At 63.1% G+C, this 24,077-nt stretch carries 26 protein-coding genes; 8 read left to right on the top strand and 18 right to left on the bottom strand.

The window, feature by feature from the left end; translation table 11 throughout:
* Positions 1-16: 16 nt before the first annotated feature.
* The 8 genes from ACGYLC_RS09470 to guaA all read right to left on the bottom strand — a co-directional run bounded on the left by ACGYLC_RS09470 (position 17) and on the right by guaA (position 7,786).
* Positions 17-997, bottom strand: coding sequence for an alpha/beta fold hydrolase (locus tag ACGYLC_RS09470; RefSeq protein WP_394422771.1), 981 nt, complete (start codon positions 995-997; stop codon positions 17-19).
* On the bottom strand, positions 981-1,898 hold the full coding sequence (gene metA / locus ACGYLC_RS09475) for a homoserine O-succinyltransferase (protein WP_394422772.1): 918 nt from the start codon (positions 1,896-1,898) through the stop codon (positions 981-983). The genes ACGYLC_RS09470 and metA overlap by 17 nt, the downstream gene beginning before the upstream one ends.
* A 56-nt stretch (positions 1,899-1,954) precedes the next feature.
* Complete coding sequence (locus ACGYLC_RS09480) at positions 1,955-2,815, bottom strand: ATPase (protein WP_394422773.1); 861 nt, start codon at positions 2,813-2,815, stop codon at positions 1,955-1,957.
* A gap of 12 nt (positions 2,816-2,827) precedes the next feature.
* A complete protein-coding gene (locus tag ACGYLC_RS09485; RefSeq protein ID WP_394422774.1) occupies positions 2,828-3,760 on the bottom strand; it encodes a DMT family transporter in 933 nt (310 codons plus the stop codon).
* A 110-nt stretch (positions 3,761-3,870) separates the two neighbouring features.
* Positions 3,871-4,956 (bottom strand): OmpP1/FadL family transporter, encoded by a 1,086-nt coding sequence (locus ACGYLC_RS09490; RefSeq protein ID WP_394422775.1) that lies wholly within the window; start codon positions 4,954-4,956, stop codon positions 3,871-3,873.
* Positions 4,957-5,077: 121 nt separating this feature from the next.
* The gene (locus ACGYLC_RS09495; protein ID WP_394422776.1) at positions 5,078-5,947 is read right to left on the bottom strand and encodes a DMT family transporter; all 870 of its coding nucleotides are present in this window, start codon (positions 5,945-5,947) and stop codon (positions 5,078-5,080) included.
* On the bottom strand, positions 5,944-6,267 hold the full coding sequence (locus ACGYLC_RS09500; RefSeq protein ID WP_394422777.1) for a putative quinol monooxygenase: 324 nt from the start codon (positions 6,265-6,267) through the stop codon (positions 5,944-5,946). Before ACGYLC_RS09500 ends, ACGYLC_RS09495 begins: the two co-directional genes overlap by 4 nt.
* Positions 6,224-7,786, bottom strand: coding sequence for a glutamine-hydrolyzing GMP synthase (gene guaA, locus ACGYLC_RS09505; RefSeq protein ID WP_394422778.1), 1,563 nt, complete (start codon positions 7,784-7,786; stop codon positions 6,224-6,226). Before guaA ends, ACGYLC_RS09500 begins: the two co-directional genes overlap by 44 nt.
* 199 nt (positions 7,787-7,985) lie before the next feature.
* Here guaA and ACGYLC_RS09510 point away from each other — a divergent pair, with 199 nt between their 5' ends.
* Complete coding sequence (locus ACGYLC_RS09510) at positions 7,986-9,524, top strand: trimethylamine methyltransferase family protein (protein WP_394402081.1); 1,539 nt, start codon at positions 7,986-7,988, stop codon at positions 9,522-9,524.
* Between the two features lie 35 nt (positions 9,525-9,559).
* On the opposite strand, the gene ACGYLC_RS09515 is transcribed toward ACGYLC_RS09510, so the two are convergent.
* Complete coding sequence (locus ACGYLC_RS09515) at positions 9,560-9,856, bottom strand: DUF6477 family protein (RefSeq protein ID WP_394422779.1); 297 nt, start codon at positions 9,854-9,856, stop codon at positions 9,560-9,562.
* Positions 9,857-10,135: 279 nt separating this feature from the next.
* Between ACGYLC_RS09515 and ACGYLC_RS09520 the strand changes: the two genes are divergently transcribed.
* Positions 10,136-11,224, top strand: a complete 1,089-nt coding sequence (locus ACGYLC_RS09520) for a DUF6456 domain-containing protein (RefSeq protein WP_394422861.1) — start codon at positions 10,136-10,138, stop codon at positions 11,222-11,224.
* 56 nt (positions 11,225-11,280) lie between these two features.
* Here ACGYLC_RS09520 and ACGYLC_RS09525 read toward each other — a convergent pair whose 3' ends face one another.
* Positions 11,281-12,777: a catalase gene (locus ACGYLC_RS09525; protein ID WP_394402077.1), complete on the bottom strand. Its 1,497-nt coding sequence runs from the start codon at positions 12,775-12,777 to the stop codon at positions 11,281-11,283.
* 95 nt (positions 12,778-12,872) lie between these two features.
* Between ACGYLC_RS09525 and ACGYLC_RS09530 the strand changes: the two genes are divergently transcribed.
* Entirely contained in the window at positions 12,873-13,790 is a 918-nt protein-coding gene (locus tag ACGYLC_RS09530; protein WP_394422780.1) for a LysR substrate-binding domain-containing protein, read from the top strand.
* 67 nt (positions 13,791-13,857) lie between these two features.
* On the opposite strand, the gene ACGYLC_RS09535 is transcribed toward ACGYLC_RS09530, so the two are convergent.
* Positions 13,858-14,406, bottom strand: coding sequence for a peroxiredoxin (locus ACGYLC_RS09535; protein ID WP_394402071.1), 549 nt, complete (start codon positions 14,404-14,406; stop codon positions 13,858-13,860).
* 242 nt (positions 14,407-14,648) lie between these two features.
* Here ACGYLC_RS09535 and lipA point away from each other — a divergent pair, with 242 nt between their 5' ends.
* Positions 14,649-15,602 carry a lipoyl synthase gene (gene lipA / locus ACGYLC_RS09540; protein WP_271687409.1) on the top strand — a complete coding sequence of 318 codons (954 nt, stop codon included), beginning with the start codon at positions 14,649-14,651 and terminating at the stop codon, positions 15,600-15,602.
* 20 nt (positions 15,603-15,622) lie between these two features.
* Here lipA and ACGYLC_RS09545 read toward each other — a convergent pair whose 3' ends face one another.
* The 4 genes from ACGYLC_RS09545 to hpt form a co-directional block, all read right to left on the bottom strand.
* Positions 15,623-16,510 (bottom strand): c-type cytochrome, encoded by an 888-nt coding sequence (locus ACGYLC_RS09545; RefSeq protein ID WP_394422781.1) that lies wholly within the window; start codon positions 16,508-16,510, stop codon positions 15,623-15,625.
* Positions 16,511-16,513: 3 nt separating this feature from the next.
* Positions 16,514-16,993, bottom strand: a complete 480-nt coding sequence (locus tag ACGYLC_RS09550) for a c-type cytochrome (protein WP_394402063.1) — start codon at positions 16,991-16,993, stop codon at positions 16,514-16,516.
* 92 nt (positions 16,994-17,085) lie between these two features.
* The gene (locus tag ACGYLC_RS09555) at positions 17,086-17,262 is read right to left on the bottom strand and encodes a hypothetical protein (RefSeq protein ID WP_394402187.1); all 177 of its coding nucleotides are present in this window, start codon (positions 17,260-17,262) and stop codon (positions 17,086-17,088) included.
* Positions 17,259-17,795, bottom strand: coding sequence for a hypoxanthine phosphoribosyltransferase (gene hpt, locus ACGYLC_RS09560; RefSeq protein ID WP_394402061.1), 537 nt, complete (start codon positions 17,793-17,795; stop codon positions 17,259-17,261). The genes ACGYLC_RS09555 and hpt overlap by 4 nt, the downstream gene beginning before the upstream one ends.
* A 69-nt stretch (positions 17,796-17,864) precedes the next feature.
* Between hpt and ACGYLC_RS09565 the strand changes: the two genes are divergently transcribed.
* A complete protein-coding gene (locus tag ACGYLC_RS09565; protein WP_168613460.1) occupies positions 17,865-18,317 on the top strand; it encodes a type II toxin-antitoxin system RatA family toxin in 453 nt (150 codons plus the stop codon).
* On the opposite strand, the gene ACGYLC_RS09570 is transcribed toward ACGYLC_RS09565, so the two are convergent.
* The 3 genes from ACGYLC_RS09570 to ACGYLC_RS09580 are packed head-to-tail and all read right to left on the bottom strand — an operon-like array spanning position 18,314 to position 20,406.
* Positions 18,314-18,787, bottom strand: coding sequence for a CinA family protein (locus ACGYLC_RS09570; RefSeq protein WP_394422782.1), 474 nt, complete (start codon positions 18,785-18,787; stop codon positions 18,314-18,316). The genes ACGYLC_RS09565 and ACGYLC_RS09570 overlap by 4 nt on opposite strands.
* A complete protein-coding gene (locus ACGYLC_RS09575) occupies positions 18,788-19,279 on the bottom strand; it encodes a phosphatidylglycerophosphatase A (RefSeq protein ID WP_394402057.1) in 492 nt (163 codons plus the stop codon).
* Positions 19,276-20,406 carry a bifunctional 2-C-methyl-D-erythritol 4-phosphate cytidylyltransferase/2-C-methyl-D-erythritol 2,4-cyclodiphosphate synthase gene (locus ACGYLC_RS09580; RefSeq protein ID WP_394422783.1) on the bottom strand — a complete coding sequence of 377 codons (1,131 nt, stop codon included), beginning with the start codon at positions 20,404-20,406 and terminating at the stop codon, positions 19,276-19,278. Before ACGYLC_RS09580 ends, ACGYLC_RS09575 begins: the two co-directional genes overlap by 4 nt.
* Before the next feature lie 184 nt (positions 20,407-20,590).
* Between ACGYLC_RS09580 and dusB the strand changes: the two genes are divergently transcribed.
* From dusB to ACGYLC_RS09595, 3 genes are read left to right on the top strand one after another with little or no spacing between them, the layout of a single operon-like run.
* Positions 20,591-21,583 (top strand): tRNA dihydrouridine synthase DusB, encoded by a 993-nt coding sequence (dusB, locus tag ACGYLC_RS09585; RefSeq protein ID WP_394422784.1) that lies wholly within the window; start codon positions 20,591-20,593, stop codon positions 21,581-21,583.
* Positions 21,580-22,665 (top strand): nitrogen regulation protein NR(II), encoded by a 1,086-nt coding sequence (locus ACGYLC_RS09590; RefSeq protein ID WP_394422785.1) that lies wholly within the window; start codon positions 21,580-21,582, stop codon positions 22,663-22,665. Before dusB ends, ACGYLC_RS09590 begins: the two co-directional genes overlap by 4 nt.
* A 1-nt stretch (position 22,666) precedes the next feature.
* Complete coding sequence (locus ACGYLC_RS09595) at positions 22,667-24,046, top strand: response regulator (protein WP_394402047.1); 1,380 nt, start codon at positions 22,667-22,669, stop codon at positions 24,044-24,046.
* Positions 24,047-24,077: the final 31 nt, after the last annotated feature.

Raw genomic sequence — 24,077 nt, forward strand, 5'->3', positions numbered from 1 at the left:
TGGGATGTTAAGGCGCTTAACGCAAACCGGCACGCAGGGCGGCGCGGTCGATGGCGTCGACCACGGCCTGCGGGTCAGCGTGATGGGGCATATGGCCCATGCCGGGCAGGCGGGTTAAGGCGCCGTTGGGGAGGTCTTTGATCAGTTCCTCGGCGTGGATATGCATCGGGACAATGGTATCGGCATCGCCGTGAAGGATCTCGACCGGCAGGGTCAGCCGGTCATATTGCGCTGCCATTTCAACCACATGGGGGCGAAGCTGGTGAACCTGTTGCGCATTGGCGCGGCTGGCGCTGCGGCGCAGGGTGAGGCCCGTGCCGATGTGATCGGCATAGCCTTCGGGCGGCTGTTGTGGGGCAAAAATCGCCGCGATGCTGCTTTGCACCACGCTGTCGGGGACAAAGGCGGTGACGGCAGGGATAAAGAACGCGCCGCCAAGCCGTGAGGCGCTGACGTTGTAAAGCCAGCCCAGACCGCCGGGCCAAGGCTCCGACACGGCAGAGACCAGCACCAGTGCTGCGGTCTCATCTGGGCGTTGCAGCCCCCAAGCCAGCGCCACGGCCCCGCCAAAGGAATGGCCCAGCACGATGGGGTTTTCGACGCCCAGTTGATCCGCCGCTTTCTGCAAGAGTGCGGCCTGCTCCTGCGGGGATTCGCCGCGCGGGTTCCACGGCCCGCGCGCGCCGGGCAGGCGGGCGGTATAGCCCATGCCCGGACGGTCGAACATGATGACGCGGTAGCGCTCGCTCAGCCGCTTTGCGAAGCCAAGAGTAAAGTCGCGCAGATTGCCGCTGGCCCCGTGGATCAACACTAGATCGGGCCCGCTGCCGATGACCTTGGCATGGACCGGCAGGCCGTCCACCGTGATGATCTCACCCTCGGGCGGATGGCTCGCCTCGGCCCGCGCCTCATGCCGCGCGGCGCGCCACTGGACAAGCGCGGTGAGCAGCGCCAGCCCGAGGAGGAGGGCAAACAGCAGTTTAATGGCCAATCTCATTCATATCGAAGGGGGTGGTTTGGTATATCTCGTTGATCCAATTGCCGTAAAGCAGATGCGCATGGCTGCGCCAGCGGTTCACGGGCGTCCGCGAGGGGTCATCCTCGGGGTAGTAGTTGCAGGGCACGTTGATCGGCACGCCATTCTCGACATCGCGGTCATACTCTTGCTTAAGCGTGTCGCGGTCGTATTCAAAATGGTTAAAGACATAGAGCGCGCGGTGTGCGGGGTCTTCGATCAGACAGGGGCCGACTTCATCGCTACCCAAAAGCGTGGTGAGGCCCGGACGCGCGTCAACCTCGTCTTGCCGCATCTCGGTCCAGCGCGAGACGGGCACGGTGCAATCATCCGAAAAGCCGCGCAGATAGGGCGAGGCGGGTGCGAGGTTGCGGTGCCGGAAACAGCCGAAAGCCTTTTCACTCAGCATGTGTTTCTTGACGCCGTGGAAGTGGTTGATCATCGCCATGCCGCCCCAGCAGACGCCAAAGGTGGAGTGGATGTTGGTCTGGGTCCATTCCATCACCTCGCGCAGCTCATCCCAATAGGTCACCTCGTCAAAGTCGAGATGTTCGATCGGAGCGCCGGTGATGATCAGCCCGTCGAACTTCTCGGCCTTCATCTCTTCAAAGGGGCGGTAGAAGCTTTCCATATGTTCGGCTGCGGTGTTGCGGGCCTGGTGATCGGACATGCGGATGAGGCTCAGTTCGATCTGCAGGGGGGTGGCACCGATCAGCCGGGCAAACTGGTTCTCTGTCTGGATTTTCTTGGGCATCAGGTTCAGCAGGGCGATGCGCAGCGGGCGGATGTCTTGCCGCGATGCCAGTTCCTCATCCAGCACCATGACCCCTTCGTTGCGCAGAACGTCGAAGGCAGGCAGGCGGGAGGGGATCTTGATGGGCATGAGACAGGTCTTTCAGGGGTAGCCAGTGCAGTCAGATAATCTTGGGCGGGGCGGGTTCAACCGCCCGCGGGCAGGTGGCGGGCGATGAGATCGGTAAAGTCGTCGGGCGCTTTCAGCGCGTCGATGTCAGCGGGGGTGATGGTGACCCCCCATTTCGACATCGCCGCATAGCGCGGTTGGCGGTGCGACAGGGCGGCGGCATAGGTCCAGCGGATGAAATCGTCGGGGTTCACCGCGTCTTCGGTGATGTTCTTTTCGGCCAGATAGTCGGCCCATGCCCGGGCGAGGAATTCGGGCTGATAGGCCATCGGTTTGGGCGCTTTGTCAAAGCGGCGGATCAGTTCCTCGGTATGGGCCTCGTCGCCTTTGATCCAGACCAGCAGGCATTCCTCGGCCAATTGCCGCAGCAGCGGGTCGTTCGGGTCTTCGGGATCGACCCATTCGCAGATCGAGCCACCGGTGTCGCAGATGAAATGCGGATAGCTATAGAGCGCTTCGGCGCGGGTGGCGAAATAGGCGGTGTCTTGAAGGGCGTTGATCTCGGCCCGGCGGAAAGCCTCTTGCCGTTTGGCGTATTCCTCCATCGGCAGCCCGCCGCGCGAAGGGTCGCCCGGTTTGCCCAACCATGTGGCCACGGGCGACAGGTTGTCGAAGGTGATGTTCGAGCCGATGTAGATGCTGTCGCTGAGCAGCAGATCACGCAGGAAGGGCACTTTCATCGCCTCGGCCTTGGCGTTGTCGGCGATGAGTTCGCCCAGATAGCGGGTGCCGATGCGGTAGTCGATGGAGTAGTGAAACCAATCCCCGCTGGCGCGCAGCAGGCTGGAGAGATGCGTCTTGCCCAAGCCTGACATGCCGAAGATCAGAACTTTGCGCCGCGGCGCCGCGCGCCAATCGTCAGCCGTGGGGTAGAGCATGTGTCACCAAGGTTAAGTGCTTCGTTTCCCCTGACTACCCCAGTGTTTCACCAGACGCCAGATGCGCCCATCGAGCACCAGAAGCCCGAGTGCGAGAAGGGCGAAACCGCCATAGGCGGTGGGGCGCAGGGTCTCATCACGCAGCCATGCGCCCAGCAGGATGGCCACAGGGGCGACCAGCAGTGTCACCAACATCAGATTGCTGCTGCCCGCCATGCCGAGCACGCGGTAATAGAGCAGATAGGCCAGCGCCGTCGCGGCCAGCGCGTAATAGGCGATGGCGGCAAGCGTGGCCGGGGCGAGGTTGAGCGTCAGCGGCCCCTCCGCCACCCATGCCAGCGGCAGCATGATCAGCGTGGCCCCGGTCAGCATCCCGGCGGCGGCCAGTTGCGGCGGTTGGCCCGGCAGCAGTTTGCGCGCGCAGACACCGGCCATGGCATAGGACATCGCCCCGCCCAGCACCGCAAGCTGCGCAAGGCTGCCAAGGTCGAAATTCGTGAGGTTCTCCAGCCCGATGGCGGTGCTGACACCCGCGAAGCCTAGGCCGACGCCAATCGCCTTGCGCGGGGTGATCCGCTCATCCGCCAGAAAGATCGCGGCGGCCAGCACGCCAAAGATCGCGGTGGCGGCATTGAGGATCGAGGTCAGTCCCGAAGGGATGTGCAACTGCCCCCATGCCATCAGCGAGAAGGGGATCACATTGTTCAAAAGCCCCATCAGCAGGAAGGCCGCCCAGATGCGCGGGTCGCGCGGCAGTGGCAGGCGCATGGCGGCGACGGCGGCCCAAAGCACCAACATCGCCCAGAACACCCGGTGCGCCACCGAGGTCAGCGGTCCGATCTCATCCAAGGCCACCCGCACGGCGACAAAGGACGCGCCCCAGAGCAGGGCGAGACAGCCCATTTCGATCCAAGCGCGCGGGGGGATGGTTTTCTGTGTGATCATGGCTTGGGTTTAGGCTGTTCCACGGAGCGCCACGACCCGAAAGATGCGCATGCATAAAAAACGCCGCCCGAGAGGCTCGGGCGGCGTGACCTTAACAGGTCTGGTGTGGATCAGAAGGTGAAGCCCACTTTCACACCAAAGGCCACGGCATCGTTGTCTTCGAAGTCCGCCGCCGGGGCGAAGCCCGGGATCGCGGTCTGCGCGTCGCCGATGTTGACGTAGCGCACGCCGGTGGTGATCTTCATGTTGTCGCGGGTATAGACGGCGGCCAGAGCAAGGCTTTTGTTGCCATCGGTCGGCCCGAGGTCGGAGGCGAACCCGCCGTTGGACTTCTCATAGCCGACGGAGGCCGAAACCGACCAGTTGTCATTCAGGCGACGGCCCACGCCGAGCGAGTAGGTGAAAACGTCGTCATCGTAGCTGACGAGCGAGCCACCGGTCGCGCCTTGGTATTGGGCCGGGGTGATGTCGAACGACGACCAATCGACCCAGCGGATACCACCGAAGAGCAGCGTGTCGGCGGCGATGCCGGTCTGGAAATCAAGGTTCACCGACTGCGGCGTTTCGATTTCGGTGGTGCTCATCGCGGCGCCGAATTCGGTCGTGTCGACATCGTGGTCGATGCTGGAATTGTAGGTCAGCGCGACGCGCATGGCGATGTCGGGGCGCTCATAGGCGACACCCGCAACATAGCCGACGCCGGTGTCACGCTCGCCGTTTACCGTATAGCCGCCAACGAAGGGCACCGCAGCGGTTGCTTCGATGGTTTGCACGCGCAGACCGCCGTGAACGCTGAAGTTTTCGTTCATGCGGTAGCGCAGCAGGCCGGTCAGCGCATGCGCATCAAGATCGGCCTGCGCGCCCTGAGCGTAGTAGCCTGTGCCCGTAGGGTAATCGACATCCGCGCCGAAAGGCTGGTCATAGATGATCGCATAGGACAGTTTGTCGTTGATGTCGGCCTTATAGGCGGCCCCGAATTGCATGTAGCTTTCGGTGGCATTGCCCGAATCCCGGCTGCCAAGGCCCGCGACGGACGTGCCCGAAGTGTCGGGCGAGATATGCCCAAAGCTGAACTCCGCATAGCGGCCGCTTTCAAACAGGGCGTTGATGGATTGGCCCGACCGATCGATGCCGCCAGCGTGAACGATTGCCGTAGATGCCAATAGTGCCGGAATTGCCAAGAAATAGGTTTTCATTTGCTTTCCTCCCAAGAGTTCTGTGCGGTTCCTCCCCGGCACAGCTTGGAAGTGATCTAAGCGGATTGCTGCCGTTTGCGTCAATCGCTGACCTTGGGTCAGGTTGAAATCTGGGCAAACATTACCTGGGGTGTGCTTTGCGGGTCTCAAACCAGATGTTGAGATAGTTGCCCGCAAAGATGATCGCGGCCCCGACAAAGACCCAGATATCCAGCGCTTCGGTATAGAGCAGCATTCCGACCACGGCGATGGCCGGAAGGCGCACGAAATCAATCGGCACCACCACGGTCGCGGGGGCGAGGCTCAGCGCGTTGGTCAGGCAGTAATGCGCAAGCAAGCCGCAGGCGCCGACCAGCAACAGGAAGGGCATCGTTTCAGCCGTGGGGCTGGCGATATCGCCATCGTAGCCTGCCGCGATCAGGCCGAACAGCAGTTGCAGCGTGGTGAGATAGAAGAGGATCGTGGTGATCCCTTGGGTCCGCGTCAGTCGTTTGGTCAGCACATTGGTCAAGGCAAAGAAGACGGCACAGCCCGCCGCCGCCAGAATGCCTGTGTTGAGATTGCCGATATCGGGGCGCGCCACGATCAGGATGCCGATGAACCCCAGTACGGCGGCCAGCGCCCGTGTCGCGGTCAGCCGTTCGCCCAGCAAGAAGATCGACAGGACGATGACCCATAGGGGCGATGTGAACTCCAACGCGAAGACCTGCGCCAGCGGGATCAGCGACACGGCGAGGAACCACAGGTTCTGCCCGGTGAAATGCGCAAGGTTGCGCAGCAATTGCAGGCCAAAGTTGCGGGTGTTGATCTGCCGCCACGCGCCCGTGGCCCCGGCAAGCGACAGGACGATGATCACGCCGATCACGCTGCGGTAGAGCATCACCTCGAAAGTGTCGAACCGCGCCGAGAGTTCGCGCCCCGCCACGGCCATGGTGGAGAATGACCCAATGGAGCCGATCATCCAGAGTGCGGCGCGGAAGGTGGGGCTCATGAGTTCTCGGTAATCTGGTAGTCGCGGGCGATCTCGGCGGTACGCCTCGCCCAGTCCGATGCTGCGGCACGGGCTCGATGTGCCGCGAAGGCCGCGCGGTCGGTAAAAAGCTTCGCGACCTGCCAGACAAGGGGATCGTCGGTCGGGGTCACGTCGAAGCGAAGGCAGCCCGGCTCGGCCCGGGTGAGACGCAGATGCGCGTCAAGTCCTGCGCGCACCCGGTCCGCCTCGGCCCGGGTGGCGCAGCGAAGGTGGCCGGTTAGGGCCACCCGCATTTTATTCCCACTCGATGGTGCCCGGAGGTTTCGAGGTGATGTCATAGGTCACACGGTTGATACCCGGCACCTCATTGATGATCCGTGTGGCGGTCTCGCCAAGGAAATCATGCGAGAAGGGGAAGTAATCCGCCGTCATCCCATCCACCGAGGTCACCGCACGCAGGGCGCAGGCGAAGTCATAGGTGCGGCCATCGCCCATCACGCCCACGGTGCGCACCGGCAGGATCGCAACGAAGGCCTGCCAGATGTCGTCGTAAAGCCCGTGGCGGCGGATCTGGTCGATATAGACCGCATCGGCCTCGCGCAGGATGTCGAGCTTCTCGCGGGTGATCTCACCGGGGCAGCGGATCGCAAGACCCGGCCCGGGGAAGGGGTGGCGACCGATGAAGGACGGCGGCAGGCCCAACTCGCGGCCCAGTTCGCGCACCTCGTCCTTGAACAGCTCGCGCAGCGGTTCGACCAGTTTCAGGCCCATCTTCTCGGGCAGGCCGCCGACGTTGTGGTGGCTCTTGATGGTGACCGAGGGGCCGCCGGAGAAGCTGACGCTCTCGATAACGTCCGGGTAGAGCGTGCCCTGGGCGAGGAAGGTCGCATCGCCCACTTCCTTGGCATGTTTCTGGAACACGTCGATGAAAAGCTTGCCGATGATCTTGCGCTTGGTCTCGGGGTCGCTGACGCCTTCCAACTCGCCAAGGAAGAGCTCCTGCTCGTCGGCGTGGATCAGCGGCATGTTGTAGTGGTCGCGGAACATGGTGACGACCTCTTCGGCCTCACCTTTGCGCAGCAGGCCGTGGTCGACGAAGACGCAAGTCAGCTGGTCGCCGATGGCCTCATGGATCAACACAGCGGCCACGGAACTGTCGACGCCGCCCGAAAGGCCGCAGATCACCTTTTGGTCGCCGACCTGTTCGCGGATCGCGGCGATGGCTTCCTCGCGGTAGGCGCTCATGGTCCAGTCGCCCTTGAAGCCCGCCAGACGCACGAAGTTCTCGTAAAGACGCGGGCCGTTGGGGGTGTGGTGTACCTCGGGGTGGAACTGCACCGCGTAGAAGTGACGCTCGACATCTGCGGTGATGGCGAAGGGCGCGTTGGGGGAGGTGCCATAGACCTCGAACCCCGGGGCGATCTTGCTGACGTGGTCACCATGGCTCATCCAGACCTGTTCGCGGTCGGTGGCGAACCAGCCTTCGAGCAGATCGAGCTGTTGCCCCGTGGGGGTGACAAAGGCCCGACCGAATTCAGCGGTGCCATGGCCGCGCTCCACATGGCCGCCAAGGCAATGCATCATCACCTGCTGGCCATAGCAGATGCCAAGGATCGGCACGCCCAGTTCAAACACAGCCTGCGGCGGACGCGGCGCACCTTCGGCAAACACCGAGGACGGGCCACCCGACAGGATCACCGCCTTAGGCGCGAATTCCTTGAGGAAGGCTTCGTCCACCATGTTGAACGGGTGGATTTCGCAAAAGACATTCAGCTCCCGCAGGCGACGCGCGATAAGCTGCGTGACCTGGCTGCCGAAGTCGATGATGAGGAGGCGGTCATGGGTGATATCTGTCATGGGGCCGTGATTAGGCCCGTGCGCCCGCTCTGGCAAGTCTCTAGCAAGCCGAAGACCGGTGCCGCCCGCGTTTAATTCGCGCAAGTGGCGCGGGGACGGCACGCGATGTCGCTTTTTGCCGCTAGGGGGCGTTATCCGCGCGAAGCGCCTGCCGGGAATGGGGTAGTGACGGGCCAAGACTTGCGGGAAGGATAGAGCAATGGCGGAATCAGCACGACGGGCACGCGGCGGTGGCGGTGCGGCAAGACGCGCGGCACGCACAGCCGTCTCTTTCGAGACAGCGCGCTATATCGAGCGGAATATCCCGAACTTCGAAGTGCTGACCGAAGAGGCGCTGGAGATCATCGAACAGAACGCCGACGCGGTGCTGGAAGAGATCGGCGTGAACTTCCCCGACAACCCCGAGGCATTGGCGCTTTGGCGTGAGGCTGGGGCGGACGTCCAGGGCGAGCGAGTGCGCATCCCGCGGGGTCTGGCCCGCAAGCTCTGCGCCACCGCGCCTTCGACGATCACCCAAGTGGCACGGAACCGAGATCGGGATGTGGTGATCGGGGGGAGGAGCCTTGTCCTCGCCCCCGTTTATGGCCCGCCCTTCGTTCGCGATGCGGCCGGAGGGCGCCGCTATGCCACGATGGCGGATTTCGAAAAGTTCGTGAAACTGGGCTATATGTCGAAATGGCTGCATCATTCGGGGGGGACGGTATGCGAGCCGACGGATATCCCGGTGAACAAACGTCACCTCGATATGCTGCACGCCCATATGACGCTGAGCGACAAACCCTTCATGGGATCGGTGACCGAACCCAGCCGGGCGCAGGATTCCGTCGATATGTGCGGTATTCTGTTCGGTAAGGACTTCGTGCAGGAAAACACGGTGATGACCTCGCTCATCAACATCAACTCGCCGATGACTTTCGACGATGTGATGATGGGCGCGCTCAAGGTCTATGCCGAGAACAACCAAGCCTGCATCATCTCACCCTTCATCGTGGGCGGCGCCATGGCTCCGGTGAGCGTGGCAGGCACGTTGACACAGGTCTTGGCCGAGACGCTGGCGGGCATCGCCTATAGCCAGCTTGTCCGCCCCGGGGCACCGGTGATCATGGGGGCTTTCGTCACCTCGATCGACATGAACTCGGGCGCGCCCACATTCGGCACGCCCGAGGCTGCGCATATCACCTATGGCGCTGGGCAACTGGCCCGCAGGCTCAACCTGCCGTACCGCAGCGCCGGGTCTTTCACCGGCTCGAAACTGCCCGACGCGCAGGCGGCTTACGAGACCTCGAACAGTCTAAACATGGGGCTGCTTTCGGGGGTGAACTTCATGCTGCACGCCTGCGGCTGGCTGGAAGGGGGGCTTGTTTCCTCTTTCGAGAAATTCGTCATGGATGCGGATCAACTTGGCACGCTGCATCACCTTGCCCGCGGGGTGGAGATCGACGTGAACGCACAGGCCATGGACGCGATCCGCGAAGTGGGGCCGGGGGGGCATTACCTTGGCTGCGCCCATACGCAGAGTAATTTCCGCGATGCTTTTTGGAAGTCGGATCTGTTGGATTACAAACCCTTCGAGACATGGTCGGACGAAGGCGCGCGCGACACCCAGAGCCTTGCCACCGCGCGGGTCGAAAAGTTGCTGGCCGACTATCAGCAGCCCGCATTGGACCCGGCCATTCGCGAAGCGCTCGATGCCTTTGTCGCGACCCGTAAGGCGGCAGAGCCGGATAGCTTTAGCTAAGGCTTTGCGGCGGGGGCGATCCCGCGCATTGCAATTCAGGCGCTGGGCATCATCGCGGCCTTCAGGAACCGTGCCTCGCCAACCATGGCAATAAGAACATCCACATGGCGGATCAGGCTATAGCTTGCATCCGCCGTCTTGCGCTGGGTGTCCAACTCGGCCTCGATCTCGATCAGTTTGATCAGCGCGGTGCCGTGGCGCGGCAATATGCCAAAGCCCAGTATCCGTGGCAGATGGGTGCCGCGGCGATAGTCCTCGGCCCCGATGCGAGCGGCGCGCATCAAGAGGCGCGGGCGGTGAAGACTTTGCAGCATGGTCAGTAGATCTTGCATCACACTCTCCAATTTCAGGGGGGTGAATCACCCCGGATCGGCGAAGTCTTGCACAACTCTTACGGGTGTTGCGTGATGCGGGTTCCCGGCGCACGGCGCCTTTCGATGGCGTTTACCTTTTGGAAACAATCATTGCGAAATGCGACGATTTTAACGAACGGGTAACCAAAACATCCATAGGTTGTGAATAACTCTGGGGATAAGTCGGCCAGCTTGGGGACCCGCCAAAATGGAAGTGGCAGTCAATTGAAGGCGCATCACCAAATTCAACAGTCCGTCCTGCCGGGATGGGTGCCGCACGGAGCCCTGCATTACCTCGCACATACGGAGACCGGCGCCCCGATCCGGGCCTTGGCACGGCAGGCTGGCTGTCATGCCTCGACCATCATGCGGCAAATCCGCCGTATCGAGACGCGGCGCGACGATCCGCTGGTGGACGCCGCGTTGCGCAGGCTTGGGGCGGTGCGGCGCGCTTTGGATTGTACTGCTGGCCCCCCAGCAGGAAAGACAGCGACAATGACCAAACCCGCCGCCCCCCTTCTTGACGAGGACACTTTCGCCGCCGAGGCGCTGCGCGTTTTGCGGCGCCTGCATGAGACGGGCGCGATCCTTGCCGTGGCCGAAGGGATGGAAAAGGCCGTTGTCCTGCGCGAGACGGACACCGGCCCCGGCGCACGCACCGCCGTGGTGGACAGCGCCGTGGCGCAGGCGATGGCGTTGAAAGATTGGATCGCGCCGGGCAGCACAGGCCGGGTGACACGCTATCATATCACCAGCGCGGGGCGCGCGGCGCTGCGGCGAATGCTCGAAGAGCAGGGCGCGGCTGCAGATGGCTTTGCCGAAGATCAGACCGCATTTCTGGGCGGGCCGGATGCACCCGCGGCAGAGGTGGGCGTGGATGCGGATACGGCCCCGCGCCGAGGCCGCTATTGCCTGTCCGAAAGCCCGCTTTCGACCCTCGCCCGGCGGCGCGACAAATCCGGTGCGCTCTTTCTGAACGAGGGGCTGGTCCATGCGGGCGAAAGGCTGCGTGAGGATTTCGAACTGGCGCAGATGGGCGGTGAGGTTACGCAGAATTGGGATCACTTCCTGACCCCCGGCGCCAAACCCACTGGCCGGCGTGACGGGGCTGGCGCCATGGCCGCGGCGGAGGCGCGCAAGAGGGTGGCCGATGCCATGGCAGACCTCGGCCCGGGCCTGTCGGACGTGGTGCTGCGCTGTTGCTGCTATCTGGAAGGGTTAGAGACCACCGAGAAACGGCTCGGCTGGTCGGCGCGGTCGGGCAAGATCGTGCTACGGATCGCGCTGATGCGGCTGAAACGGCATTACGATGAAACCGTGGGGCCGGGCGGCCCCCTGATCGGGTAAATGCTGGTCGGATAAAAGAAGGGGCGGCAGGATGATAACCCTGCCGCCCCGGTTGTTTAGTCTGCGACCTTTACCGGTGTCTCATCTGTGACCGAGATCGCCACTTCGTCTTTCTCGCAAGCGGCACGCACACCGGCTGCATAGTCGGGGTGTACTTTCTCAAGCACCGCATACCAGCGCTCTTTCACCGATTGCGAACAGGGGGCCATGGCACCGGCCATATTCTCGTGCAGACGGTCGCGCTGCGCCTGATCGAACACCTCGGTATAAAGCTTGCGCGGCTGGATGTAATCGGCATCGGCCTCTTCCTGCACATAGCGGTCCGCATCGCCCGAGATACGCAGCGGTGGTTCTTGCACCGATGGGTCGGGACGGGCCGATTCCTCATATTGGTTCGGCTCGTAATAGGCGTCAGGATGGCCGGTCTGCTGCGGGAAGAACCGCATCGCGCCGTCCTTGTGGTAGTGATGCATCGGCGCGGCCTTGGGCGCGTTCACGGGCAGGGCCTCGTAATGCGTGCCCAAACGGTAGCGGTGCGCATCGGCATAGGAGAACACCCGCGCCTGCAACATCTTATCGGGCGAGAAGCCGATGCCGGGGATTTTGTTCGACGGCGAATAGGCGGCGTTCTCGATGCTCTGGAAGTAGTTGTCGGGGTTGCGGTTGAACTCCAACATGCCGACCGGGATCAGCGGGTAGTCCGCATGCGGCCAAACCTTGGTCAGGTCGAAGGGGTTGAAGCCGCAGGTCTCGGCCTCTTCCTCGGGCATGACTTGAATGTTCAGCTCCCATTTCGGGTAGTCGCCGCCTTCGATCGCGTTGAAGAGATCCTCTTGGAAGTTCTCGCGGGTGGAGCCGATCAGCTTTTCCGCGTCCTCATTGGTGCGGTTGCGGATTTCCTGCTGGCAGCGGAAGTGGAACTTTACCCAGTGACGCTCGCCCTTGGCGTTCCACATCGAATAGGTGTGGCTGCCGTAGCCGTGCATATGCATCGGGTTCACCGGGATGCCGCGGTCAGACATCAGGATGGTGACCTGGTGGACGGATTCCGGCTGGGCCGCCCAGAAGTCGAACATCGCCTCGGGCGAGCGCAGGTTGGTGCGCGGGTGGCGTTTCTGGGTGCGGATGAAGTCCGGGAATTTGTAGGCATCGCGGACAAAGAAGATCGGTGTGTTGTTGCCAACCACGTCCCAGTTGCCCTCTTCGGTGTAGAATTTCACCGAGAAGCCGCGCACGTCACGCTCACTGTCGGCGGCGCCAAGCTCGCCCGCCACGGTGGACCAGCGCGAGATGATCTCGCAGGTCTTGCCCACTTCGGAAAAGATCGCCGCACAGCTATATTGGCTGATGTCATGGGTGACGGTGAAGGTGCCCTCGGCACCCCAGCCCTTGGCGTGAACGGCGCGCTCAGGGATCCGCTCGCGGTTCTGATGGGCGAGCTTCTCTATCAATTGGTAATCGTCCAGCAGCACCGGGCCACGGGCGCCCGCGGTTTTGCTGGTGTCGTTTGTCGGCATCGGTGCGCCGGCGGTGGTGGTGAGACGCTTGCTCATCTTGGGTTCCCCTCGGTTACTGTCTGACCGGAAGATGATCGATTCCGACCATAATTTCCAATTGCAGTTTTATAAAATTGCGATAGGTAAAAGTTATGAACTTCACCCTGAAACAATTGGAATACTTTCGCGCGCTGGCGACTTTGGGCAACTTTGGCCGGGCGGCAGAGGCGAGCAATATCTCTCAGCCCGCGCTGTCGGTGCAGATCCGCACCTTGGAGGAAACGCTCGGCGGGCGGCTGATCGAACGGCAAAGCCGGGCGTCGGTGCTCACGCCCTTGGGCCGCGAAGTGCTGACTCGCGCCGAGGATATCCTGCGCGGTGCCAAGCTGCTGGAGGCCACGGCGCGAGAGCAAGTCGGGCTGGCAGGCACGCTGAACCTTGGGCTGATCCCGACCGTGGCGCCCTATCTGTTGCCGGGCGTGTTGGCCGCGCTGCGGGCGCAGGATATTTCGCTTCGGGTCGAGGTGCGCGAGGCGCAGACGGATCAACTGCTGGCTGATCTGCGCGCCGGGGCGCTGGATGCGGCGGTGATGGCGGTGCCCTCGGGCGAAACGGGTCTCGCCGAGGTGCCGCTTTTCGAGGATCGCTTTCTGCTGGCGGGATCCGCCGACCGGATGGCGGGCGCGGATGTCGCCCGCCCGACCGATCTGGCCCGCACGCCGCTGATGCTGCTGGAGGATGGCCACTGCCTCACTGATCAGGCGCTGGAGGTTTGCCAGCGCGACCGCACGCAGGCGGGCATTCACACTGGCGCCTCCTCACTCGCCACCCTGTCGCGGCTGGTGGAGGCGGGGTTTGGCATGACCCTGATGCCGGAAATTGCCGCCAAGACCGAGCTTGACGCCGCGCCGGGGCTGCGGCTGCACCGTTTCGGCGCGCCGGAACCTGCGCGGCAAATCGGGCTCGTCCGCCGGGCGGGCACGCCGGGCAGCGGTTGGGCGGCGCAATTGGCCGAGACGCTGAAAGAAGTGGGGGAGGGGCTGACCGGAGAACTGCGCGCAAGATACTAGGCGCGGTGGGGCGTGATGGGTCAAAAGGATCGGGCCGATGGGCCCGATCCGATCCTGCAATGGGCGCTTAGGCCGCTTCGGTTTGCTTTTGGTTCTGGAGGTATTCCAGCAGGGTCTCAGGGCTGGAAACGCCATAGGGGTCTTCGTCGTGGTTGTCACGGATGCCGGGCTCTTCGAACCATGCTTCGATTTGACCATCGTTGATGATCGCCGCATAGCGCCAGCTGCGCGGGCCAAAGCCGAGGTTGTCTTTGGCAACCAACATGCCCATGCGGCGGGTGAATTCGCCAGAACCGTCGGGGATCACGTCGATGTTCTGGACGCCTTGCATCTCTTTCCACTTGTTCATGACAAAGCTGTCGTTGACCGACAGGCAATAGATCGCGTCGATGCCATGCTCTTGGAAAGCGGCGAAATTGTCTTCGAACCCGGGCAGTTGGTAGGTGCTGCAGGTCGGGGTGAAGGCACCGGGGAGGGAGAACAGCACAACGCGCTTGCCCTTGAAGAAATCATCGCTGGTCTTGTCTTCCCAGCGGAAGGGGTTGGACCCTTCGATGCTTTCGTCGCGCACGCGCGTCTTGAAGGTGACATTGGGGACATTGATACCGGGTTTCATCGCGTCTCTCTTTCTCGGATTGGAATCTTTGTGGCTTGGTAGCCCATATAGGAAGGCTCGGCAACTCTCGCAATGCTGCAACTGCACTGTAATTTTCCAGTTATATATCAACGCGCTAAATCAAGTATTCAGGGCGATGCCGCTGATGCATGGCTGCCTTGTCGCGGGGGCGTATGCAGTAGGTGGTCATCGGGTTAAGGACTGTGATAAACAAGGCGCGACACAATGATCAGAGGCCCCCGATGCGCGATCTGAAGATACCCGAACAGCGCCACCCCGAAAAGGCGCGCAAGCCCGACAACGCCCAGCCGAAAAAACCGAGCTGGATCAGGGTCAAAGCGCCCGGCGGCAAGGGCTATGCCGAAACCGCGCGGATCATGCGCGACAACAAGCTGACCACGGTCTGCGAAGAGGCGGGCTGCCCCAATGTCGGTGAATGCTGGTCTCAGGGCCACGCCACGATGATGATCATGGGCGAGGTTTGTACCCGCGCCTGTACCTTCTGCAACATCGCCACGGGCAAGCCGCCCGAAGCGCTCGACGTGTTCGAGCCGGGCCGCGTGGCCGATGCGGTTGCCAAATTGGGGCTGAACCATGTGGTCATCACAAGCGTTGATCGCGACGATATCGAAGACGGCGGGGCAGAGCATTTCGCCCAGACGATCCGCGCCGTGCGTCACCGCAGCCCCGACACGACGATCGAAATCCTGACGCCGGATTTCATCCGCTGCGGCCCCGAAGCTCTTGAAAAGGTTGTCGAAGCGCGGCCGGATGTGTTCAACCACAACCTTGAAACCGTGCCGGGCCTCTACCCGGAAGTGCGCCCCGGCGCGCGCTACTTTCATTCGCTCCGCCTGCTTCAGCGGGTCAAGGAGTTGGACCCGTCGATGTTCACCAAATCGGGCATCATGGTGGGCTTGGGCGAAGACCGCCAAGCGGTCATTCAGGTCATGGAAGACATGCGCGCCGCCGACATTGATTTCCTGACCATCGGCCAGTACCTACAGCCGACGCCCAAGCACCATGCGCTGGATCGGTTCGTCACCCCCGAAGAGTTCACCTCTTATGAAAAGGCGGCCTACGGCAAGGGCTTCCTCATGGTCTCGGCCACGCCGCTGACGCGGTCGAGCTACCACGCGGGCGACGATTTTGCGCGTCTGCGCGAGGCGCGGAACCGCAAGCTGGGTATCGCCTGATCGAAAAGACGCGCCCGGCGTTAACCGCCGGGCAGGGCTTTGAGGTAGGCCGCAATCGCTTCGCGGTCACTCTCGGGGAGCTGCGCGAGGTTGCTGACCACTTCGGCCATCTCTCCGCCCGCGCTGTCGTATTCCGGCGTGAAGCCGGAGGTGAAATAGGCCACGAGATCGGCCTTGGACCAATCAAGCTGATCCGGTGTGATGCCGGGAATGCGCCCCTTGCCCGAAGGGTTCGGCGCGCCGGTCAGCCAAGCGCCCCGATCGAGCGCGCCCAAGGCATTGCGCGGCGTATGACATTCGCCGCAATGGGCAAGCCCTTCGACCAGATAGCGCCCGCGTTCGACCTCAGCATCGGGCGCGTCGCTCATCACGAAATCATCATGTGAAAACAGCGCCTTCCATGCGCCAAGCCCGCGACGGATGTTGAAGGGGAATCTCACCTCATGCGGCAGGCTCGGCGTATCCGAGGCAGGCAAGGTCTGCATATAGGCGAAGAGGTCCAGCACATCCTGCGGGGCGAGGTGTTGGTAGGCGGTGTAGGGGAAGGCGGGGTAATAATGCTGCCCCTCGGGCGATACGCCGCGCGTCACGGCGCGGGCGAACTCCGGCAGGGTCCAGTCACCGATGCCATGATCTGGTTCGGGGGAAATATTGGGCGCGTGGAAGGTGCCGAAATCACTGGCGAAGGGCAGCCCCCCGGCCAGCACCAGCTTCTCATCCTCTTCACCTTCGGGCGCAGCGTGGCAGGACACGCAGCCGCCGGCGGCGAAGACCAGCGCGCCCGCCTCGGGGTCCGGTGTCAGACCGGCCCCATAGGACGGCTCAAGCGTATCGGGCCGGGTAAGCGCCCAGCCGAGGGCCGCGCCGAGGGCGGCACAGCCCAGCAGTACAGGAAGGATCCGTCGCAAGGATCAGTTCTTGGGGCCGCGGTAATCGTCATGGCAAGCGCCGCAAGCCTTGCCGATTGCGCCCATCCCCGCTTTGAGCGCGTCAAGATCGGTGCCCGCGGCGTCGATCATATCCGCGCTGGCGGTTTCCAACGCCATCATGGCGTCGTTGAACCCTTCGGAATCGCTCCAGATTTCGGCCTTGGCACGGGAACCTTCGACGGCGCCTTGCTCGGTCCCTTCAAGCCAGAGGGTGCCCGGCGCGAAACCGGCGGCGGCGTTCAGGTTGGTCGCGGCAGCGGTGGCCATCTCGGCGTTATACTCCGTCTCGCCCTTGGCCATGCCGCCCAGAATGCCGGTATGATAGGCAATCAGCTGCATCTGCGCGTGGCGCGCGTTCACGGCGGCACTGGCGGCTTTCTCACTATGGCTGGCGGCGAAGCCTGCGGTGGCAATCAAGGCGGCGCTGATACCAATGGCGGTAATGCTTTTGGTCAAATGCATGGTCATCTCCCTTTTCTTGCCGTAGCGTAACATGGCAGAGGCAGGTCGCAAAAAACAAAAATGTGATCAGCGGGATAAGGCTGCGGGCAGGGTCAGAACCGGCGGGGGAGACGTTCGGCCGTGGCCCAGTCGGGCCAATAGCCCAGCCATTCGACAAGCCCCACGGCCAAGGCCGCAGCGATGATCGCAAAGACCAAGATCACCCGTTTGCCCGAAGGTGGATGGCGCGCCCATTGGGACATGCGCAGCAGCCACCGCGGGTCCATCACGTAAAGCGGACCTTCCCGATGAAGGGCAGGTTGCGGTTGCGTTGGGCAAAATCGATGCCATAGCCCACGACGAATTCATCGGGGATTTCAAAGCCGGTCCAATCCGCCTTGAGGTCGACCTCACGCCGGGTGGGTTTGTCGAGCAGGGCGATGGATTTCAACCGCGCAGGCTCACGCGAGCGCAGCAGGTTGGTGACATGGTGCAGCGTGTGGCCGGTGTCGACGATGTCTTCGACAACCAGCACGTCGCGCCCTTCGATGGCACCGCGCAAGTCTTTAAGAATGCGCACCTCTCGGCTGCTTTCCATGCCGTCGCCATAGCTGGAGGCTTCGAGGAAATCGACTTCGATGGGCAGGTCCAGCTCGCGCACCAGATCGGCGATAAAGACGAAAGAGCCGCGCAGCAGGCCGACCACGACCAATTTGTCGGTGCCGTCAAATTCACCGTGAATCTCACGGCAGAGATCTTCGATCCGCGCCGCGATGGCCTTGGCCGAAATCATTTCGTCGATGACATAAGGCCCGTGTGCCATGGTTTTGCCCTTGAATCTGCGGGGTTGAGACGTGAAATAGGGGGTTAACCCGCAACGCTACGGAACGCAATGCCTACGCACTCAGAGACCCGCCAACTGCCCTATAGCGCGCAACAGATGTATGATCTTGTCGCCGATGTGGGCCGCTACCCTGAATTCCTGCCTTGGACCGCCGCCGCGCGCATTCGCAGCGACGAGGACCGCGGCGACCATCGGGTGATGGACGCCGATCTGGTGATCTCGTTCAAAGTCTTTCGAGAGCGGTTCACAAGCCGCGTCGTGCTTTGGCCCGAGGCCAAGAAGATCGACACGGAATATCTGGACGGCCCTTTCAAGTACATGAAATCAAACTGGCATTTCGAGGATAATCTCGAAGGCTGTCAGGTGCATTTCTTTGTCGATTTCGAATTCCGCAACGCCATCCTGCAAAAGGTCATCGGCGTGGTTTTCAATGAGGCGATGCAGCGTATCGTGCGCGCTTTTGAGAACCGAGCGAAAGAGCTTTACGGCCCCAAGGGTTAAAGCGCCGCATAGCCTTGCAGCAAGAGGCCGAGCGCGTGGTCGCGGGCGGCCAAACGCACGGCATCACGGCCCTTGGCGCCAAATTCCACCGTTTCGGTCCGAACCCCGGCTGCCGTGGCAAGTCCGAAACAGACGCGGCCCTCGGGCTTGTGCTCTGATCCGCCGGGGCCTGCGATGCCGGTGATGGAGACGGCGATCCGCGCCTCGGACCGCGCCAGAGCGCCCGCCGCCATTTCTTTTGCGACCTGTTCCGAGACCGCACCCCAGTCCGCGAGCGTCTCTTCCGACACGCCCAGCATCGCCATCTTCGCCGCATTGGTATAGGTGACGAAACCCCGGTCCAGCAGCGCCGAGGAGCCCGGCAGATCGGTCAGCGCGGCGGCGAGCATGCCCCCGGTACAGCTTTCCGCACAGGCGACCATCGCGCCGGTTTCGCGGGCCTTTTCCAAGAGTTGCGCGGCAAGGCTCATTTACAGGACCCCGTGATAAAGTGCGGCCAGCGCCATGACGCCGAGCGCCGCGAAAACCCCGGCAAAGATATCGTCGAGCATCACGCCCCAAGGCCCGCCCAAACGGTCGGCCCAACCGATGATCAGCGGTTTGGTGATGTCGAACAGCCGGAACAGCGCGAAGGCGGCGATCCAACCGGGCCACATAGCAAGGATCGGGATTTGCATCGACCAAGCGGCATAGGACAGCGGCAACAGCGCGATCCACTGGCCGACCAATTCATCGACCACCACCTCTCCGGGGTCATGATCCGGCCCGCCTGCGGTGTAGCGCCCGGTGGCCCACCAGCCCAAGGGGATCGCTATGACGATCCCGATCACAAGCAGCGGAAAGCCCCCCAACACATGCAAGAGCCAAGCATAGGGCAGGGCGATGAGCGACCCCCAAGTGCCCGGCGCGGGGCGGATGTGGCCAACGCCCAGAAGTGTCGCGATCAGATGTGCTGGGGTCATGATTTCACCAATGTTGCCGTGGCCATACAAGCGATGCCTTCGCCCCGCCCGGTAAAGCCGAGGCGCTCGCTCGTAGTGGCTTTGACGGAGACGCGGTCGATCTCAATCCCCAGCATCTCGGCCATCGCGGCGCGCATCGGCTGCACATGAGGGCCGATCTTCGGGGTCTCACAAATGAGCGTGCAGTCGACATGGGTGAGGGTGAAGCCCATGTCGCGCGCCAGTTCTACGGCATGACGCAGGAAGATATCGCTGCGCGCGCCTTTCCACTGTGGATCGCTCGGCGGGAAATGCTGGCCGATGTCGCCGCGTGCCAGCGCGCCGTAGATGGCATCGGTCACCGTGTGCAGCGCCACGTCGGCGTCGGAATGGCCGACCAGCCCGTTGCTATGTGGGATGTCGATGCCGCAAAGGGTCACGTGATCTCCGGGGCCGAAAGCGTGCACGTCAAATCCATTGCCGGTGCGAATGTCCATGCGGGTCTCCAATATGCGGGCGGCGCGGGCGAAATCCTCGGGCCGGGTGATTTTCAGGTTATCGGCGCTGCCTTGCGTGATGGCAACGGTCAGACCAGCGGCGCGGGCGACTTCGACATCATCCGCCGCTTGGCCGTCATAGGCGGCATGGGCCGCGCGGATCGCGGTAAGGTCAAAGCCCTGCGGTGTCTGCGCGGCGAAAAGGGCGCTGCGGTCTTGGGTGCCGGTGACGCGGCCCTCGTGCCCCTGCCAAAGCGCGTCACTCACCGGCAGCCCCGGCGCGGCGGCTTGATGGTAGTCGAGCGCGTCGATCACGCCCGAGATGATCTGCGCCGAAACGCAGGGCCGTGCCGCATCATGGATCAGCACCTTCGTCGCCTGCCGGATCGCCGCAAGCCCGCGTTGGACCGAAGCCGCGCGCTCCGCCCCGCCGGTGGTGACGGTGATGCCATCCGCCGAAAATGCCGCTGCCTGATCCATGTCGTCCGCGTTCAGCACCAGCACGATCTCGGTGATCTGGGGCAGGGCGCGAAAGGCGGCGAGCGTGTGGTCGATCACCCGTGCCCCTGCCAGTGCCTGCCACTGTTTCGGCTGCGGACCGCCGGCGCGGCTGCCGCGTCCTGCGGCAACGATCAGAGCTGCGATACTCATTTGGGCAATCCGGAAAAGCTGGCGAACATGACCCTGTCTAGGCAATGCGGCGGCGGGGTGCAATCTGGGGTGGCTGCCTAAAAAATGGGCAGCGGCTTGGCGCATAGCTGCTTTTCCGGGTAGTTTTATTGAGGTCACCCCGTGGCAGAGCTACACAGCAAGGGACCGCACAAGGATTAAGCATGTGACCGCCGACCCCCTGACATTCGACCCGCCGGTATTCCTCGCCCCGATGGCCGGGATCACCGATCTGCCCTATCGCAGCCTCGTGGCGCGATTCGGGGCCGGATTGGTCGTGTCCGAGATGGTCGCCAGCCAAGAATTGCTCAGCCGCCGCCCCGGCACGCGAGAGAAGGCGGAACTGGGGCTCGATGTCATCGGCACCTCGGTTCAGCTTGCGGGGCGTGAGGCCGAACCGATGGCCGAAGCCGCCCGCATGGTCGAGGCAATGGGCGCGCGGATCATCGACATCAACATGGGCTGCCCGGCCAAGAAGGTGACCCAAGGCGCCTCCGGCTCGGCATTGATGAAAACGCCGGACCACGCGCTGCGGCTGATCGAAGCGGTGGTCGGCGCGGTCAAGGTGCCGGTGACGCTGAAGACCCGGTTGGGCTGGGACGACAATATGCTCAACGCCGCTCCAATCGCCAAACGGGCCGAGGACGTGGGCGTGCAGATGATCACCATCCACGGGCGCACGCGCTGTCAGTTCTACAAGGGCCGCGCCGATTGGGCCGCGATCCGGGCGGTGAAAGAGGCCGTGAATGTCCCCGTCATCGCCAATGGCGACATTATCGGCAGTGACGCCGCGCGCACGGCGCTGCGGCTGTCGGGGGCGGATGGCGTGATGGTGGGGCGCGGTGCGCAAGGAAAGCCCTGGCTGCTGGCGCAGATCGCTCATGATCTGCACAGACGGCCCATGCCGGTGATCCCGCGAGGGCAGGCGATGGCCGAGATGGTGGCCGAACATTACGACGAGATGCTGCGTTTCTACGGCACAGACCTGGGGGCCAAGGTCGCGCGGAAACATCTGGGCTGGTATATGGATCACTGCGCCACCCCTGCCAATCTGCGCCGCGCGCTGCTCACGGCGCGGGAGGTGAAAACCACCTTCAATCTCATCGCGGAGGCCATGCACTATGACGCCGCCACCGCCCAACCCCGGGCCGCAGCATGAGAGGCGAGACCCCGGAGCGGCAGGTTTGGACCTCTCTGCCGGTGCCTGCCTTCATCGTCGGTGCCGATGACCGGGTCGTCGATCTGAACCCCTCAGCCGAAGGCTTCCTCAATGCCTCCGCCCGCGCCACCATCGGCCAGTCGATCTGGCAGTTGATCGCGGTGGATCACCCGCTTGAGGCTGCATTCGCCCGTGCACGGCTGCAAGGCACGCCGCTTTTCGTCAATGACGTGGATGTGGGCGCGATGCAGCGCGCGCCTTTGCAATGCGGGCTGCAAATCGCTCCGCTGGTGGGCGGCGCAGGCGAGATGGTCTTGATGATCACCCCGCGCGAACTGGCCGGGCGCATCACCCAAGATCACAGCGTGAAATCCGCCGCCAAATCCGCCATCGGCATGGCCGAGATGCTGGCCCATGAGATCAAGAACCCGCTGGCCGGGATCACCGGCGCGGCGCAGCTTTTGTCGATGAACCTTTCCAAGGCTGATTTGGAATTGACCGACCTGATCGTCGCCGAAAGCCGGCGCATCGTGAAACTGCTGGAGCAGGTCGAACAATTCGGCAATCTGACCGCGCCCGAGCGCAGGCCGGTGAACCTGCATGACGTGTTGGATCGCGCCCGCCGGTCGGCTCTGCTGGGCTTCGGCTCGCACATGAAAATCACCGAGGATTACGACCCCTCACTGCCGCCCGCGCTTGGCGACAAGGACCAGCTTTTGCAGGTCTTGCTCAACCTCATTCGCAACGCGGCTGAGGCGGCGGGCGAGGCGGGGGGCACCATCCGGCTGCGCAGTTTCTATGAACACGGCTTTCAGCTGCGCCGCGCCGATGGGGATGGCCAGCCGCTGCCCCTCCAGATCGAAGTGATCGACGATGGCCCCGGCCTGCCGGACCATATCCGCGCCGATGTTTTCGATCCCTTCGTCTCGGGCCGCGAGAATGGCACCGGGCTGGGCCTCGCCTTGGTGAGCAAGATCATCTCAGACCATGGTGGCTGGATTTCCGTCAGTTCCGCCCCCGGTCGAACCGCATTCCGCATTTCGCTGCCGCGCGCAGGCGCCGCTGCCCTCAAGGAGAATTGACATGGATGGCACCATCCTCGTCGCCGATGACGACCGCACGATCCGCACCGTTCTGACCCAAGCGCTGACCCGCGCGGGCTGCAAGGTACACGCCACGTCAAGCCTGACCACCCTGATGCGATGGGTCAGCGAGGGCAAGGGCGACGCGGTGATCTCGGACGTGGTCATGCCTGACGGAAACGGGTTGGAAATGCTCCCGAAAATCGCGCAGGACCGACCCGGCCTGCCGGTGATCGTGATCTCGGCGCAGAACACCATCATGACGGCAATCAAGGCGGCAGAGGCCGAAGCCTTTGACTATCTGCCCAAACCCTTCGACCTGCCGGACCTGATGAAACGCACCGCCCGCGCCTTGGAACAGCGCACGACGCTTAGCCGTAAGGCCGCCGCCGATGACAGCGCTGAGATCGACGCAGAGCGTGACGATCTGCCGATGATTGGCCGCACCCCGGTGATGCAAGCGCTCTACCGCACCGTGGCGCGGGTGATGAACACCGACCTGCCGGTGCTGATCTGGGGCGAGAGCGGTTCGGGCAAGTCATTGATCGCGCGGGCGATACACGACTTTTCGGACCGGCGTAGCCTGCCGTTCGTGACGGTGACGGATGCCGATCTTGCCGATATCGAAGGCCCCTCGCGGGTGTTGGCGCGGGTCGGCGGCGGCACCCTGATGATCGACGAAATCGCGGATTTCCCCCAAGAAATCCAAGCCCGTTTGGTGCGGATGATGGATGCGCCGGGCGATGACGCGCCGCGCTTCATGGCCACCAGCCAAAGCGATCTGGACGCCGCGATGCAAGAGGGCAAGCTGCGCCGCGATCTCTATTACCGTCTGTCGGGGGCAACCCTCGAAGTGCCTGCGCTGCGGGATCGGGTCGAAGACATCCCGCTTTTGGCCGACCATTTTCTGGCCCGCGCCAATCCCGGCCCAGCCTCGCCGCGCAAACTGTCGGACAAGGCCGCGCAGATCCTGCTGAAATTCCCGTGGCCCGGCAATGTGCGCCAGTTGGAACATGCGATGCGACAACTCGCGCTCGCCAGCCAAGCGGCCGAGATCACGGCGAGCGAGGCCGAGCAACTGCTGGGCGCGCAAAGCGGTCCGGCACCGATGCAGACCGAGGCCGACACCGAACGCCTGGGCGCCTCGGTCGAGCGGCATTTGCAACGCTATTTCGATCTGCACGGCTCCATGCTGCCGCCGCCGGGCCTCTACGCGCGGATTCTGCGTGAGGTTGAGCTGCCGATGATCGAAATTGCCCTTGCCGCGACGGCAGGGAACCAAGCTAAATGTGCCGCTTTGCTGGGAATTAACCGAAATACTTTGCGTAAGAAGATCACCGACCTCGATATTGAGGTGACACGGGGCCGCAAGATGATGTAAAAGAGCCACATAACCGTGGCCATCGGGGAAC

This window comes from Sulfitobacter sp. 1A12157 (genome assembly GCF_043557345.1).
Classification (GTDB): Bacteria; Pseudomonadota; Alphaproteobacteria; order Rhodobacterales; family Rhodobacteraceae; genus Sulfitobacter.